Source organism: Methylobacterium sp. 092160098-2 (genome assembly GCF_028920805.1).
GTDB lineage: Bacteria > Pseudomonadota > Alphaproteobacteria > Rhizobiales > Beijerinckiaceae > Methylobacterium > Methylobacterium fujisawaense.
Map to the genome: position 1 here is coordinate 1,104,963 of NZ_JAQPZJ010000002.1, position 15,102 is coordinate 1,120,064.

Genomic DNA, 15,102 nt, shown 5'->3' on the forward strand with positions numbered 1-15,102 from the left:
ATCAAGCGAAACGAAGGAACGAGTCCGTGCACGTGGGACATCGGTTAACCCCCATCCGCTTCTCCGCCGGACGGCTCTTCCGAAGGCGCCGCACGCGATGTACCATCGCCCCATGCGCTCTTTCCTGGCCATGACGGCGGCCGCCGCCATCCTCGCCGCGTCGCCGTCCCTCTCGGATCAGGCCGATCCGACCACGGGGCCGTGGTGGACGGCTCCGGAGGTCTTCCTGTCGTACCAGACGGGCGACGCCGACGAGGCGCGGCCCGGCGGCTTCCTCGTGCCGTTCGTCCATCTCGAGAGACGGGGAGACCGCTACGACCTGTCGATCACGTCGCGCAGGGTGCTGTCCACGGAGACACGCGAGCTTCCTGGTTGCACTCTGACCGGCACTGCCGCACCGGGGGCGGCCGGAACCGTCTCGGGACGCCTCGATCGCCTGGGTGGCATCGAGATCCGCGATCTGGGCGACGGCGTCGTGGCGATCGCGTTCGAACGCGAGGGAGACTGCGTCAGGAACGGCCGGTACCTCGCCACCTGGACTGCACCACACTGAAAGGGACCGTACCATGATCTCGAAGGCCAAGACGGCACTCGCCGCGAGCGGGCTCCTCCTCGCGCTCGTCGGACAGACGGCCGCGGAGTCGCTGACGCGCGAGGGCGCGCCCGTGCCGGCGTTCAAGCTGCAGTACGTCCGCAAGCCGGCGAGCGATGCCGAGTTCTCGAAGCTCTGGAGGGACTACCTCTCCGACATCCCGGCCTCCGTGCTCGCGCAGCCGACGTCTCCGACCGAGATCGAAGCCACGACCGTCAAGTTTCCGGAGGGACGCACGCTGACCTTCACCATGATCTCGGGCAGCGCCACCTGCGGCAGCCAGGACTGCCCGGAGCGCATCTACGAGGACGGGCGGGTCATCTTCGACGGCCGGGTCTGCAGCAACATCGACGGGCATTTCGTGTCCGCGGACGCGGAGACGCTCACGGCCTGCGACCGGCCCTACGCGATCCCACCGAAGCGGTAGCCCGGCGAAGGAACGGGCTGGATTTTGTCGGCGAATGGAACCAAGCTCATGTCGTTCCTTCCGACGGTGAGCTATGAGACGCGCCTCGATCCTTCTGTTCGTCGCTGCGACGCTCGTCTCCGGCCTTGCATCCGGGCAGGACGCGGGATCCGCGGGAAGCGGCGGATCCGGATCGGGCGCCGACGGCTCGTCGTCATCGGGATCGGCGAACTGCGGGGCCGACGCCTTCAAGGCCAACGTCGCCGGCAGTGAATCCCAAGGTTCGGGCGGATATCAGGCGCAGAACCAGTACGGCTACCTCGGCAAGTACCAGATGGGCGAATCCGCCCTCATCGAGTCCGGGTACGCCGTCCGCGACGGCAACAGCAACGACAACAAGATCACGTGGTCCGGCAAGGACGGGATCAACTCCAGTCAGGCCTTCCTGAACAGCCCTGCGGCTCAGGAATCGGCCTACAGCTCGTACCTCGGATCCAACTGGAGTCAGGTCAAGGCGTTCGGCTTCGACAAGTACGTCGGCCAGACGATCAACGGCACCACGATCACGGAATCCGGACTGCTGAAGGGCATGCAGTTCGGCAACGTGCGCATGAAGCAGTTCTTCAACAACGGCATGTCGTGCAGCGGCGGTGCCGGGACGGACGGCAACGGCAAGTGCATCGGCGACTACATCGCCGGCGGCAGCGGCTACGACGTCTCGTCGATCACGGGCGGCTCGGGCGGCTCGTCGGGCGGCTCCGGGAGCTGCGGCGGAGGTGGCGGCAGCGGCAGCGGCGACGGTCAGAACGGCAAGAAGCCCAACGATCAGGGCAGCACCAACGCGGCCTCCCGGACCTGTCCGCCGACCATGAAGATCATCCAGGGCGTCGAGTGCGGCCGGTTCCCGGCGAAGATCCAGGCCTTCTGCAACACCTACAAGCCCTACATGATGACGGCAAAGGGGTGCGACGAGGCCGAGAAGTGGGCCAAGAACCAGAGCATGGGCCAGCACCGCGACAAGTGCGCGAAGCAGTCCGACGCGCAGGGCACGATGTCGTGGAGCTACGTCCTGGCCTGCTCGAAGGCCAAGGACGAGCCCGCCTTCAACTCCTCGAACCAGCTCAACGACCTGGAAGGGAAGGGCGGCAGCTCCGGCAACGGATCGGGTACCAACTCGGATGCGTCGAAGGCGTCTCCGGCCGGCGCCGCCGACGATCCCGGCTGCTACGATCGGCTCGAGAAGATGGGCGTGAAGTTCACGCGCATGAACAAGATCACGGAGAACAAGGGCGGCTTCAACTGCACGGTGCCCACCGCCCTCGCGATCAAGTCGTTCTCCCGGACCCAGATGTCCAACCCTGGCACCATCATGAACTGCAGCACCGCGGAGGCCTTCGAGAAGCTCTCCTCGCAGATCGGCGTGTCCAAGGTGACGTCGTACGGATCGTTCGTGTGCCGCGGCGTCAACAACGGCTCGGCCTCGGCGAGGAGCAAGCTGTCCGAGCACGGGCAGGGCCTGGCCTTCGACGTCACCAACTGGGTGGGGTCGAGCGGCACCTGGAAGCCCCATTGGACCAACCGGTCCGATCCGATCTACCTGCAGGTGACGTCGAGAGGCCCCGGCGTCGGCTTCCGCTGCATCCTCACGCCGTGGTGGTACAAGTCGAAGACCCAACCCCTGATCGTCGGACACATCCATCTGGGCGTCCGCGACAACTGCTCGCCGAAGATCTGATGAAGCGCCTCCGCACGATCCTGGCCGTGGCGCTGTTCGCCTGCCACCCCGCTCTGGCCGACCCCGCACGCGAGCTCTCGCTTCCGCCCTCCAGCACCGTCCCCGACATCGAGGAGATGCGGAAGTCGAACGAGGTCGGGGTCAATCCGGAATGGAACGCCGACGAGATCGGCATGGACATCGACACCTACCTGGCGGAGGACCGCGGGTTCAAGATCCTGCAGCTGTTCATCCGTCAGGACGCGGAGGCCGCGGACTACGTCCTCGTGCGCGACAAGCTGCTGGCCGACATCCTGCCGGCGCTCCACGAGACCAATCCGATCGGCCTCTCGTTCAGCCAGATCGATCTTACGGGCGACGGCCTGGCGGAGATGGTCGTCCAGATCACGTCGCCGAGCACGTGCAAGGACACGGAAGGGTGCCGGACCCTGGTGTTCTCGTTCGACGACGAGAGGAAGTGGCGCGTCCTGCTCGACGTGCGGACCCAGGAGGTCGGCGTGAAGCCCGGCTGGGACGAGCAGCCCAGCCAGATCGCGACCATCTCCGAGTCGGACGGCGTGCGTTTCCATAGGTACGAGGACGGCCGGTTCGTCTCCTTCGAGAACGTCCGCCGCACCGCCGAGGAGCTGCGGGCCGCTGCGGCATCTCCGCCGCCGGGCGCGACCCCGCCCTGACGGGACCGGGACCGCCGGCGGTGCCGACCCTCAGATGCGTGGTCCGAGGATACGCTCCACCACCTCTTCGAACAGGCGATCCTCGCGGGTGGCCAGAAGCGGCAGCACGGGCATGCCCTCGGGTGCGTAGGTCGCCTTCCTGCCCTTGACCGCGAACTCCCTGCCGCTGAGCAGCTCGAGCAACCTCCCGCGGGACTCCGTGCCGGTCCCGCCGATGCTGCGCCGTCCGCTTCTCAGAAGCTTCAGCTTCACGCCCGGACGCTCGCTGCTGATGGAGATGGCCGCGGCCGACCGCAGATCCTCCCGCACGGATTCGATGTAGTGCTCGTCGAATTCCAGTTCCCGGCAATGGGCCCTGATCCGATCGAGCATCGTCAGAAGAGCGACGTTGCCGATCACCTCTCCCTCCGACGATCCGCCGACATCGCCGTGGACCCCCGGCAGCCAGATCTGCTCCATGACCTGTCCGGGAGCGGACCGCTCCCACAGCAGGGGGGCGAAGGACGGCATCCGGTCGTCGTCGATCGAGAGGATGTGCGTCGCCGCATCGACGCATCTGTCGAGGGTCAGGCTCCTGAAGCGTACCTTGGTGAACAGGTTCATGAAGTCCCAGTCGGTCCCCGGTACCGTGTCGAAGACACCGAGGAACCTCACGCGGGGCTGGGGCTGGAAGAGCTTGTCGTCGAAGCGCGCCTTCAGGATCCTGCGGGTTCGCGTGAACAGGGCGGAGTCCCGGATGAAGTACCGCCACACGTCGGGAAACACGCCCAGGTTGTCCGCCGGGATCAGTCCGGGATCGGTCAGCAGTCCGGTCAGCGCCCGCGCGGCGGCTGCCCCCCTGGAGAAGCCGAAGATGTAGATGGCGTCGCCGTCCATGTAGTTGGACGCGAGGTTGACGTATCCCTCGGCCACGATCTCGTCGAAGCCGCGTCCGGTGACGGCGGACACGCGGTCGCCGCGGGTTCCGACTCCTGAGAAGTAGTACGATATCTGCGGAACGCCGGAGAAGCCGTAGGTGAACGCCCGTATCAGCCGGAAGATGTTGGTCGGATGGACGTCCGTCGGGCTGCCGAGGCTGTTCGAGGTTCCATCGAAGAACAACAGGTGACGACGTCCGCTCATCCGATACTCCGGCCCGATCCGACGGGTGCGGATCCAGTATGCACGCGTTCGGATGTCGGGCGAGATCGCTTCGATCCCGGAGGTTACGAACGGGCCCGCGGACGAAGAAGGCCGCCGGATCGCTCCAGCGGCCTCCGATGATCGTCGGGTCGGCGTCGGGCTAACTGCCGGCCGGGTCGGCCGCCACCCGCAGGACGGACACGATCTGCTGTCTGCCTTCGAGCGCGAAGACCCGCGTCCCCTGCGTGCCCCGCGCCATGATCGGGATGTCGGCCGCGTTCGCGCGGATCGTCTTTCCGGCATCGGTGGTCAGCACCAGGACGTCGTTCTCCCCGACCGGAAGCAGCGCCACGAGATCGCCCGTGCGGTCGGCGAGCTTCGCGACCTCGACGCCCTGGCCGCCGCGCGCCGTGATGCGGTAGGCGTGGCTGGACGTCCGCTTGGCGAAGCCGGTTTCGGTGACCGTCAGCACCATCTGCTCGGCCTCCTGCATGGCCAGCATCCGGTCCGAGGGCAGCTCGAACGGGACGATCTCGCCGCTGGCCTCGTCCTTGGCCTTGGCCGTCCCGCCGGCGAGGTAGGCCTCGCGCTCAGTGCCGGTGGCCTCGAAGTGGCGCAGCACCGCGACGGAGATGACCTTGTCCTTCCGGGCGAGGGAGATGCCCGCCACGCCGGTGGAATCGCGGCTCTTCATGACGCGCAGGTCGCCGACGTTGAACCGGCAGCACAGGCCGTCGCGGCTGGCCAGGGCCACGTCGTCCTCCGCCGAGACCAGCACGACCGACACGAGGCGCCCCCTGGGCTCGCCGTTCTCGTCCTCGAGCTTGATCGCCAGCTTTCCGCCCTTGTTCACCTTGGCGAAGTCGGAGGCGTCGTTGCGCCGGACGGTGCCGAAATCCGTCACGAACACCAGCGAGAGGGCGTCGAGCGCGGCCTTGTCCTCGGGCAGGGCCACCAGCGCCTGCACCGTCTCCTCGGGCTTGAGTTCCAGGAAGTTGACGAGCGCGCGTCCCCGGGCGTTCGCCGCGGCCTCGGGCAGCTTGTGGGCCATCTCGGCGTGGGCGAGGCCCCGGCTCGTGAAGAACACCAGCGGCGTCTTCGTCGTGCAGACGATGGTCGTCGCGACGACGTCCTCGTCCGCCTCCTTGGCGGCCGCCCTGCGGCCCTGCCGGTACGCGGCGAGGTCGGTGCGCTTGACGTAGCCGCCGGCGGTGATGGTGACGACGATGTCCTTCAGCTCGACGAGATCCTCGTCGCTGAGGGCGTCGAGCGCCGAGTCCTCGATCCTGGTCCGGCGCTCGTCGGGATAGGCCGCCTTGATCTCCTCGAACTCGAGGCGGACGACGCCGTCGAGCACGGTCCGGTCGTTGAGGATCTCGAGGTGTCCCCGGATCTCGCCCGAGAGTTCGCGGGCCCGGTCGGCGATCTTGTCGCGCTCCAGTCCGGTCAGGCGCGCGAGGCGCATCTCGAGGATGCCACGGGCCTGGACGTCGGACAGGCGGAAGGTCTCGCCGATCTCGATGTCGGGATCGACCTCCGACAGGAGCTGGGCGAACCCGCCCCGCGTCTCGAACTCCATTCGGAGGAGTGCTTCGCGGGCGACGTCGGGATCGCTCGAGGCTCGGATCGTGGCGACGACCTCGTCGATCCGCAGGGTCGCGGCGTAGAGGCCGATCTGCCGGTGGAGATCCGAACGGGCCTTTTCGAGGCGGTGGAGCGTGCGCCGGCGGACGACCTCGCGCCGGAACTGGACGAATTCGCCAAGGATCTGGAGCACGCCCATCTGGCGGGGACGGCCCCGGCTGTCGAGGCACGTCATGTTGACGTTGAAGTTCCGGACGAAGTCGGTCTTCTCGCGGAGGTGGTTGAGCACAACCGCCGGATCGACGTCCTTGCGCAGGTCGATCGCCACTCGGATGCCGACCTTGTCGGAGGACTCGTCGCGGATGTCGGCGATGCCGTCGATCTTCGCGTCCTCGACCAGCTCGGCGAGCTTCTCGACGAAGGCCTGCTTGACCACGAGGTAGGGCAGCTGGGTCACGACGATCCGCTGGCGGTTGCCCTTGAACGTCTCGACGGACGCCTCGCCCGACACCCGGATCGCGCCCTTCCCGGTCTGATAGGCCTGGCGGATGCCGGCGCGGCCGTGGATGACGCCCGACGTCGGCAGGTCCGGTCCGGGCAGGACCCGCAGCACGTCGTCGAGGGTGGCTGCGGCGTTGCCGAGCACCAGGAGGCACGCGTCGATGGCCTCGCCGAGATGGTGGGGCGGGATGTTCGTGGCGAGGCCGACGGCGATTCCGATCTGCCCGTTCACGAGCAGGTTGGGGAAGCGCGCCGGCAGGACCTTCGGCTCGCGGCTGGTGTGGTCGTAGTTGGGGCGGAAGTCGACGACGTCCTCGTCGAGATCGGCGACCATCCGGCCGGCGAGACGCTCGAGCCTGCTCTCGGTGTAGCGCATCGCTGCGGGCGGATCGTTGTCGATCGAGCCGAAGTTGCCCTGCGGGTCGATCAGCGGGTAGCGCAGCGACCAGGGCTGCCCCATGCGCACGAGCGCATCGTAGATCGAGGAGTCGCCGTGGGGATGGTACTGACCCATCACGTCGCCGACCACCTTGGCCGACTTCACGTGCTTGCGGTCCGCGGTGTAGCCGCTTTCGGCCATCGCGTAGAGGACGCGCCGGTGCACGGGCTTCATCCCGTCGCGGACGTCCGGCAGGGCCCGCGCCGTGACCGTCGACATCATGTAGTCGAGGTACGACCTGTCCATCTCGTCTTCCAACGAGATCGCGCGGATGGGATTGATGAGACCTTCTTCGACTTCCATCGTCGGCATGCTCCGATCGTGACTGTTGCGGCGCGTCACATGCGCGACGAGGGGAAGGAACGCTCTTCGGGATAAGCGTGCGGGATCTCGTCCCGCGGGAAGGCGCGGCCGGCTCCGCCCTCCACCACGGCGAACCCAGTTCGGCCGTGCGGGTGGACGGGGCGCGCCATGCCCTGAGGGTTGAGGCGGGCCCAGGATGAGTCGTAGTCGAACCGCGGGACCGCGCCCGGCTGCAGCGTCCGCGTCGAAGCGTCGAAGCGGGCACCCGGCTCGATGCCGATCATCTCGCACTGGATGTCGGCGTCGGCGACCTCGGCCCCGCGCCCGACGAGCACGGTGGCGCTCTTCACGGAGCCCCTGACCGTCCCCATGACCTTGACCACGTCGGCGTGGATGCTCGCATCGACGACGCCGGAGGCGAGGATCCGGACCTCCCGGGCATGGATCCGGCCGGTGACCGCACCTTCGATCAGCACGATGCCGTCGTGGACGAGGTCGCCCGTCTGCTTCGAACTCGGTCCGACGTGCAGTACTGCCTGCTCGGCTGAATTCGCCGCTGCCGACGCCATGTCCCGTTCTCCGTTGATCGCTTCGGACGAGCTAACGCCGCTTCAGCCGGGGTGTCAACGATCCGTTCCTTCGTTGCCGGGTGCCGTTCCTTCCGGTTGCGCCTGCCGCGCTTGGGTGACAAGGTTTCCACGGAAGGAACCAGCACATGCGGACTGTGGGATTGTTCGCCGGGTCGGGCTCGCTCGAGGCCGGCCTCGAGCGAAGCGGCCATGCATGCGAGCTGCTGTGCGAGATCGCCGAGCCCGCGCGCCGCGTCCTCTCGGCCAGGTTCCCCGGCGTCGCCATCGAGCGCGACGTCTCCCTGATGCGCCACCTGCCGCAGGCGGATCTGCTGTCGGCCGGATTTCCCTGCCAGGACGTGAGTCTGTCGGGTCCGAAGGAGGGCTTCGACGGAGCGCGGTCGGGGCTGGTGCGCGAGATCTTCCGGCTGATCGACGCCTCTCCGATGCCCACGGTCCTGCTGGAGAACGTCGCCAACATCGTGCGCCTCCATGGCGGACGCTGGGTGGAGACCCTGGCGAGGGCGTTCGAGGACCGCGGCTACCGCTGGGCCTACAGGATCGTGGATGCCCGGGCCGCGCTGCCGCAGCGCCGGGAGCGCTTCTTCATGCTCGCATCGCGAATCCTGGACCCGGCGGAGATCCTTTTCGCCGACGAGGCGGCCGACCCGTCGGTGCCGTTCGCCCTGGGACGCGACGCGGTCGGCTTCTACTGGACGCGGGGAGCCTCGGGCCTCGGCTGGGCTCCCCACTGCACGCCGCCGATCCAGGGCGGATCCGCGAAGGGCATCCCGTCGGGACCGGCGGTCCTGCTCCCCGACGGCCGGCTGGTGCGGATCGCCCTCGGTGACGCGGAGCGGCTCCAGGGCATGGCGACGGGAGCGACGGAGCCGGCCGGCGGCGACGGAGCCCGGTGGCGCATCGTCGGCAACGCCGTCGCGCTCCCGGTCGCCGAGTGGATCGGCGCGCGGCTGGCCTGCCACGGGCGGCTTGAGGACGTCCGGGAACACTGCATGGACGGACCGATCCGGACGTGGCCCAGGGCCGCGAGGGGCGGGCCGGGCGCCGCACGCAGACGCGTGGAGATCGGGACGCTGCCGTTCTGGCGGGACAGGCTTCCGATCGCGGCCTTCATCGGCGACGCCCAGCCGCTTTCGGCGCGCGCGACGCGAGGCTTCCTGGCCAGGGCCGATCGGGGCCGCATGAACTTCGCGCCCGGCTTCCTGGATGCCGTCCGTGCGCATCTGCTGACCGCGGAGCGGGCCAGCGGGGCCGAGGCCGATCTGTTCGACCTCGCGGCGTGAGGGCCAAGGGTCAGTCCAGGGACAGCATCCGGGGCGCGCGATCCGACTCGGTGATCCGCAGCACGATCCGTTCGTCGATCATCTCGACGGTCACCTGGAGCGACGGCTTGGTCGGCTCTCGCGGCTGGATCGTGATGTGGCTCACGCCCCGGGGCGCCGCCTCCACCACGGCCTCCCAGACGTGGGGAATGCTGAAGAGGTGGGTGCCACGCAGCAGGACCTCGTACGAGTCGGTCGCCGCGTTGCGGCAGTACCGGTCGCCCCGCTCGTTGCGAGATACGATCCAGGCGTTCTCGATCTGCCCGAACTGGTTCGGGATGGGCTCGGCCACGATGACGGCGCTGCTCGACCGGTCGAACAGGGAGCGGAAGATCGACGGCTTGTCCTCGATGAAGTGGCAGTAGATCACGAGCGACATGGTCTCGATGTCGCTCGAGGTCCGGACCGGCAGGCAGAGATAGCCCCACAGCGTGCCGGCGGCCTCGTACTCGTCGAAGCACTGGAAGTAGGAGGGCACGTCCTCGGCGGTGCACCGGTCGAAGACTTCGCGCATGCGCCGCTGGATCGGGGTGCGCAGCTCGGACAGGGTCTTGCCCTGCATCCCGAAGCCGATCTTCTCCTGGAGCGCCTTCCCGTGATGGAAGTAGGTGTAGTCCTTCCGTCCCTTCTGAAGGACGATGGCGTGGTCGGCGATGCCCGACTGCGGCTTGTGCCAGAAGTCCTCCAGCAGCGGCTCGCGCTCGTCGCGGATATGCTGCCATTGGCTCGCGAGCGCCCGGACGGTCTCGTGCGTGGCCACCTTGGCGATGGTTGCGCCGTACCAGTCCTTGACCTGCTGACCGATCGAAACCGTGGACAATCTGCACTCCCGGGCGCCCCAGCCGTGCTTTCGCCGACTGCCTTCGACCGCCGTTCCGGCCTATCCGAAGGAGATGGCCTAAGCAACAACGGCCCGGCGTGCCGGGCCGTCGGAGGGTCGTCGGGGTTAAATGGCGGTTTCCGCCGTTGCGAGAATGCCGCGCTCGCGGGCCGGCCTCACGCGTCGATGTCGGCGAGGTGGCCGCGGGTCTCCAGCATCTGCTTGCGGGTCTCGGGCTTGGTGCCCATCAGCTGGTCGACCTTCACGCTCGCAGCCTCGGCATCCTCGACCCGGATCTGCACGATGGAACGGACGCTGGGGTCGAGGGTGGTCTCCCACAGCTGCTTCGAGGTCATCTCGCCGAGACCCTTGTAGCGACCGATCGTGATGCCCTTGGCGCCCCGTTCGCGCACGAGGCCGTAGAGATCCGAAGGACCGCGCACCGGCCGCTCGCCGCCGGCGTCCGAGACCACGCCCCGGGTCCCGTAGGACCTGGCGATCTGATCGTGCCGGCGCAGCAGCGTGTGGGCCACGGCACCCTCCGCCAGCTCCTTCGGCACCGCGCGCTCGTACGAGACGCCCTTGAGGATCCAGCGGAAGCGTATGCCGGCCGGGTCGATATCGCACGACCAGCGCGAGCCGGGGACCGACTCCGGCATGCGGGCGCAGATCTCCTCGCCGGTGGCCGCCATGGCGTTCTCGTCCTCCCAGTGCCCGGGTGTCAGCGCGCCCGAGATGGCGATCATGTCGCTGAGAGGAGCGAAGCCCACGTCGGTGTCGAGGGCGGAGAACAGGTGGCCGTCGGCCTTGGCCTGGAGGGCGGCCGCGGCGAGCTCGTCGCCGGCGATGATCGATCCGTCGGGACGACGGTACTCCAGGCCTTCGGTCCCCAGCCGGACGAGCTCGCGATCCAGAGCCGCATCGTCGTGGAGGAAGGTCTTCCGCCCCTTCTTCTCGATCGAGTAGAGCGGCGGCTCGGCCTTGTACACGTAGCCGCGCCGGACCAGCTCCGGCATCCGCCTGAAGAAGAATGCGAGCAGCAGCGTGCGGATGTGGGCGCCGTCGACGTCGGCGTCGGTCATGATGATGATGCGGTGGTAGCGCACCTTGTCGGGATTGTGGTTGTCCTTGCCGATGCCGCAGCCGAGCGCCTTGATCAGCGTTCCGACGGCCGGGTTCTTCATGACCTTGTCGATCCGGGCCCGCTCCGTGTTCAGGATCTTGCCGCGGAGCGGCAGGACCGCCTGGAACTCGCTGTTCCGGCCCTGCTTGGCCGAGCCGCCGGCGGAGTCGCCCTCGACGATCAGGATCTCGGACTTGGCCGGATCGCGCTCGCGGCAGTCGGCGAGCTTGCCCGGCAGCGAGTTGACGTCGTCCATGACGGATTTGCGGCGGGTCATCTCCCGCGCCTTCTTGGCGGCCTCGCGCGCCGCGGCCGCCTCGACCGCCTTCTCCAGGACCTTCTTCACGTCGCCCGGATTCTCGTCCAGCCACGTGCCGAGCGCCTCGCCGACGAGCGACTGGACCGGACCGAGGACCTCGCCCGAGACGAGCTTCGACTTCGTCTGCGCGGAGAACTTCGGATCCGGCAGCTTCACCGAGACGATCGCCGTCAGGCCCTCGCGGAGATCGTCCCCCGATACGACGGTCTTCGTCTTCGGCGGGTTGCGCTCGATGTAGCTCATGAAGGAGCGGGTCAGGGCCTGCTTGAAGCCCTGGACGTGGGTGCCGCCGTCGCTCTGCGGGATGTTGTTCGTGAACGCCAGGACCGAATCGGTCTCGGAGTCGTTCCACTGCATGGCCACCTCGACCCCGATCGGGATCGTGCTGCCCTCGTACTCCACCGTGCGCTCGGCACGGATCACGATCGGGCGCGCGATCACGCGGTCGCGCCCGGCGGTCCGGTCGATGTAGCCGACGTACTCGCCGACGCCGCCCTCGTACATCATCTCGATCGGATCGACGTCCTTGACGCGCCGGTCGTGGAAGATGATCCGAACGCCCGAGTTCAGGAAGGCGAGCTCGCGCAGCCGGCGCTCGATGCGGTCGGCGCTGAACTCGACGACGCCCGAGAATGTGCGGAGCGAAGGCGTGAAGGTCACCGAGGTGCCGCGGCGGCCCTTGGCGTCGCCGACCTCCCGCAGGGGGCCGACCGGGTCGCCGTGCTCGAAGGCCATCCGGAACTCGCGGCCGCCGCGCCAGATCGTCAGCTCGAGCAGCGACGAGAGGGCGTTGACGACCGAGACGCCGACGCCGTGCAGACCGCCGGAGACCTTGTAGGAGTTCTGGTCGAACTTACCGCCGGCGTGCAGCACCGTCATGATGATCTCGGCGGCCGACTTGCCGGGGTACTTCGGATGCGGATCCACCGGGATGCCGCGCCCGTTGTCGATCACGGTGACGGAGCCGTCCGCATTCAGCGTGACGGTCACGCGGTCCGCGTGCCCGGCGAGGCACTCGTCGATGCCGTTGTCGACGACCTCCCAGATCATGTGATGGAAGCCGCTGCCGTCGTTCGTGTCGCCGATGTACATGCCGGGCCGCTTCTTCACGGCCTCGAGCCCCTCCAGCACCTGGATTGAGCTGGCGTCGTAGACGGCCGCCTCTGTGGCCACGGGCATGTCTGCGGACTGCATGACGATCCTTCGCGTTCGTGCACGGCGCGGCCATCGAGGCGGGCGCAGGTACCTGTCAAAGGAATGGACCAGGAAATCCCGGGTGGCAAGACGAAGGAACGGCTTGCCCGCCGGGGCGATCCGGTCAATCTGATCCGACGCAAGGAGCTCGGACAGGTGCGCACACCGCCCGGATTCGGCCGGCCAGCCAGCCGCGCCGGGAAGAAGCAGATCGTCGTCTTCCTCGACCCGGACGTTCTGGGACGGCTGAGGGCGCGCGCCCGCGACGAGGAGCGGACCATGCAGGAGGTGCTCGCCGCCTGCATCAACGAAGGCCTGCAGCCGCTCGGCCACCCGCCGCTCTTCGTCGTCGAGCACCGCCGGATGTTCGTCCGGTCCATGCGCCGCGCGAAGCCTCGGGGAGGCGACGACACGCGTCCGTCCCGCAGGGGCCTGAACGGTCTCGCGGGCTGGTTCGAGGGCTCGATCGTCGACGCGGCACTGAGTTTCGCGGTCGAGCGCGGAACGTCGGTCCAGGCCATCGGCGAGGAGGGCGCGAGGCGCCTCCTCGCCGACCCGACCCTGCAGATCGAGACGCCCGCGGCCCTCGATCCCTCCGCCGCCTGACGGCTCAGGCCGCCACGAGCCGCCCGGGCCTCATCGCGGCGAACAGCTTCGAGAGCTTCGGGTCGGCGACGGCGTCCGGAACCTGCACCGAGACCAGCACGACGTAGTCTCCTCTGGCCGCGCCCGTCGCCACCCCTTCTCCCGCGAGCCGGCACTCGACCGTCGCGGCGGATCCGGCCGGCAGCCGAAGGTGCCGGGTGCCCCCGCGCGGCAGCGGCACGGGGATCTCGCATCCGAGCGCGGCGTCCCAGACAGGAAGCTTGACCTCGCGGTGCACGTCCAGGCCCCTGAGCTCGAAGCCTGTGCCCGGCTCGACGGCGACCTTCAGCTTGAGATCTCCACGGCGGCCACCGGCCTTCCCGGGTTCGCCCAACCCGCGGAAGACGATCACTTCACCGTCCGCCACCCCACCGGGAATGACCACGGTCGTGGTCCGCACGCGCCCGTCGGAGGTGCGCGCCGTGATGGTGTGCTGCCGGTCCGAGAGGGACTCGGCGAAGCCGAGATGGACGACGGCCTCGGCGTCTGAGCCGCGCTCGGGGGTGCCGGGCCGAAGCGCGGCCTCGAAATCCTCGGATTCCCGGACCAGGTCCTCGAAGGCCGCCGCGAAGGGGCTGGTCGGCCGGACCGGCTTCGGAGCGCTGGAGATCTCCGCCCAGGCCTCGTTCAGGACGACGAGGCGCGCCGCGGCCGACTTCTCGTCGCCCGGATTGCGGTCGGGATGCAGGTCCATCGCGAGGCGGCGGTAGGCCGCGCGCGAAACCTCGCGGGAGGATCCGAACGGTACGCCCAGGACCGCCCAGGGATTGCCCGCAACGCCTTCCATCGTCATGGCCGACCCTTTCGGAGAACCTCGCGTCCTCCCGAAGGCGAGATCTCAGTCCACGATGCCGCAAGACGCAAGGCGCGAAGCGGGTTCCTGCGGTCCGCTGCGGAGGCCGGTCCACCGGTCCTTGCGTCGTGGCGCGGCTGTCGGCGGGTAACCACGGAGGTGGCGAAGGATTGACGCGCCGCGCGGCGAAGGAAAGGATGTCGCTTCGATCCTTCGAGCCGTCCGACCAAGATGTTTGCACGACACCTCTGCGCGGCCGCGCTCCTGCTATCGGCGACCGGCGTATGCACGGCTGCGGACGGAGCACTCAACCCTGCAGCGGATGCGGCGCCGCGCCTTTCGCGTGCCGATCGGGCCGCCATCGTCGACGAGCTCGTGGCCCGGCTGCGCGCGGATCCGGAGATCCTGGTCGAGACGCTGCTGCGGTTCCGTCGCGCGGAGAGGGCCGACGCCGGCCTCGGCATCGTTCCGGACGACGCGCCCGCGACCGGGCGGCCCGACGCTCCCACGACGGTCGTCGAATTCGTCGACTACACCTGCGCACCCTGCAGGGTCGCCGGCCGTGCCCTGGACGATCTGGCGAAATCGGGCGAGATCCGCGTCGTGCATCGGGACATGCCGCTCACCAGCGAGGGCGTGACGATCTCGGTCGCGGCTCTGGATGCCTTCAAGAGCACCGGCCGCTACGACGAATGGCGGCAGGCCCTCCTCGCCGGCCGCGGACTCCCCTTCGGCCGAGAGGAGAACAGGCCGTTCGCACTGTCGCTGCTCAAGCGAGCCAGGAGCGACGCCGCCCGGCTCGGCATCCGCAGTCTCCCGGCGCTCGCCGTCGTGCGGGACGGCCGCATGGAGATCCTCACCGAGGACGTCGGCGTCGAGGCCGTGCGGGCAGCCGCGAAGCGTCTGGCCGGCGGTAGCTGACGGACGGGTCCGCGCCGTC

13 protein-coding genes are annotated in these 15,102 nt (G+C 68.6%); 7 read left to right on the top strand and 6 right to left on the bottom strand.

The window, feature by feature from the left end; genetic code table 11:
- Positions 1 to 112 precede the first annotated feature (112 nt).
- The 4 genes from PQI07_RS30795 (at position 113) to PQI07_RS30810 (ending at position 3,407) form a co-directional block, all read left to right on the top strand.
- The gene (locus PQI07_RS30795; RefSeq protein WP_274928698.1) at positions 113 to 553 is read left to right on the top strand and encodes a hypothetical protein; all 441 of its coding nucleotides are present in this window, start codon (positions 113 to 115) and stop codon (positions 551 to 553) included.
- A 13-nt stretch (positions 554 to 566) separates the two neighbouring features.
- Positions 567 to 1,019 (top strand): hypothetical protein, encoded by a 453-nt coding sequence (locus tag PQI07_RS30800; RefSeq protein WP_274928699.1) that lies wholly within the window; start codon positions 567 to 569, stop codon positions 1,017 to 1,019.
- A 73-nt stretch (positions 1,020 to 1,092) separates the two neighbouring features.
- Positions 1,093 to 2,733 carry an extensin family protein gene (locus PQI07_RS30805; RefSeq protein WP_274928700.1) on the top strand — a complete coding sequence of 547 codons (1,641 nt, stop codon included), beginning with the start codon at positions 1,093 to 1,095 and terminating at the stop codon, positions 2,731 to 2,733.
- A complete protein-coding gene (locus tag PQI07_RS30810) occupies positions 2,733 to 3,407 on the top strand; it encodes a hypothetical protein (RefSeq protein WP_274928701.1) in 675 nt (224 codons plus the stop codon). Before PQI07_RS30805 ends, PQI07_RS30810 begins: the two co-directional genes overlap by 1 nt.
- 30 nt (positions 3,408 to 3,437) lie before the next feature.
- Here PQI07_RS30810 and PQI07_RS30815 read toward each other — a convergent pair whose 3' ends face one another.
- From PQI07_RS30815 to PQI07_RS30825, 3 genes are all read right to left on the bottom strand, one after another.
- The gene (locus PQI07_RS30815; protein ID WP_274928702.1) at positions 3,438 to 4,529 is read right to left on the bottom strand and encodes a phospholipase effector Tle1 domain-containing protein; all 1,092 of its coding nucleotides are present in this window, start codon (positions 4,527 to 4,529) and stop codon (positions 3,438 to 3,440) included.
- Between the two features lie 160 nt (positions 4,530 to 4,689).
- A complete protein-coding gene (gene gyrA, locus PQI07_RS30820; protein ID WP_274928703.1) occupies positions 4,690 to 7,365 on the bottom strand; it encodes a DNA gyrase subunit A in 2,676 nt (891 codons plus the stop codon).
- 26 nt (positions 7,366 to 7,391) lie between these two features.
- Positions 7,392 to 7,925, bottom strand: coding sequence for a bactofilin family protein (locus tag PQI07_RS30825; RefSeq protein ID WP_274928704.1), 534 nt, complete (start codon positions 7,923 to 7,925; stop codon positions 7,392 to 7,394).
- Positions 7,926 to 8,071: 146 nt separating this feature from the next.
- Between PQI07_RS30825 and PQI07_RS30830 the strand changes: the two genes are divergently transcribed.
- A complete protein-coding gene (locus PQI07_RS30830; RefSeq protein ID WP_274928705.1) occupies positions 8,072 to 9,229 on the top strand; it encodes a DNA cytosine methyltransferase in 1,158 nt (385 codons plus the stop codon).
- Between the two features lie 10 nt (positions 9,230 to 9,239).
- Here PQI07_RS30830 and PQI07_RS30835 read toward each other — a convergent pair whose 3' ends face one another.
- Together PQI07_RS30835 and PQI07_RS30840 are read right to left on the bottom strand one after the other, a co-directional pair.
- Positions 9,240 to 10,088 (bottom strand): hypothetical protein, encoded by an 849-nt coding sequence (locus PQI07_RS30835; RefSeq protein WP_274928706.1) that lies wholly within the window; start codon positions 10,086 to 10,088, stop codon positions 9,240 to 9,242.
- A 176-nt stretch (positions 10,089 to 10,264) separates the two neighbouring features.
- Entirely contained in the window at positions 10,265 to 12,724 is a 2,460-nt protein-coding gene (locus PQI07_RS30840; protein ID WP_274928707.1) for a DNA gyrase subunit B, read from the bottom strand.
- 156 nt (positions 12,725 to 12,880) lie between these two features.
- Between PQI07_RS30840 and PQI07_RS30845 the strand changes: the two genes are divergently transcribed.
- Positions 12,881 to 13,330 carry a ribbon-helix-helix domain-containing protein gene (locus PQI07_RS30845; protein ID WP_274928708.1) on the top strand — a complete coding sequence of 150 codons (450 nt, stop codon included), beginning with the start codon at positions 12,881 to 12,883 and terminating at the stop codon, positions 13,328 to 13,330.
- A gap of 4 nt (positions 13,331 to 13,334) precedes the next feature.
- On the opposite strand, the gene PQI07_RS30850 is transcribed toward PQI07_RS30845, so the two are convergent.
- Positions 13,335 to 14,162, bottom strand: coding sequence for a DnaJ C-terminal domain-containing protein (locus PQI07_RS30850; RefSeq protein ID WP_274928709.1), 828 nt, complete (start codon positions 14,160 to 14,162; stop codon positions 13,335 to 13,337).
- Between the two features lie 231 nt (positions 14,163 to 14,393).
- On the opposite strand from PQI07_RS30850, the gene PQI07_RS30855 reads away from it, so the two are divergent.
- A complete protein-coding gene (locus tag PQI07_RS30855) occupies positions 14,394 to 15,083 on the top strand; it encodes a DsbA family protein (protein ID WP_274928710.1) in 690 nt (229 codons plus the stop codon).
- Positions 15,084 to 15,102: the final 19 nt, after the last annotated feature.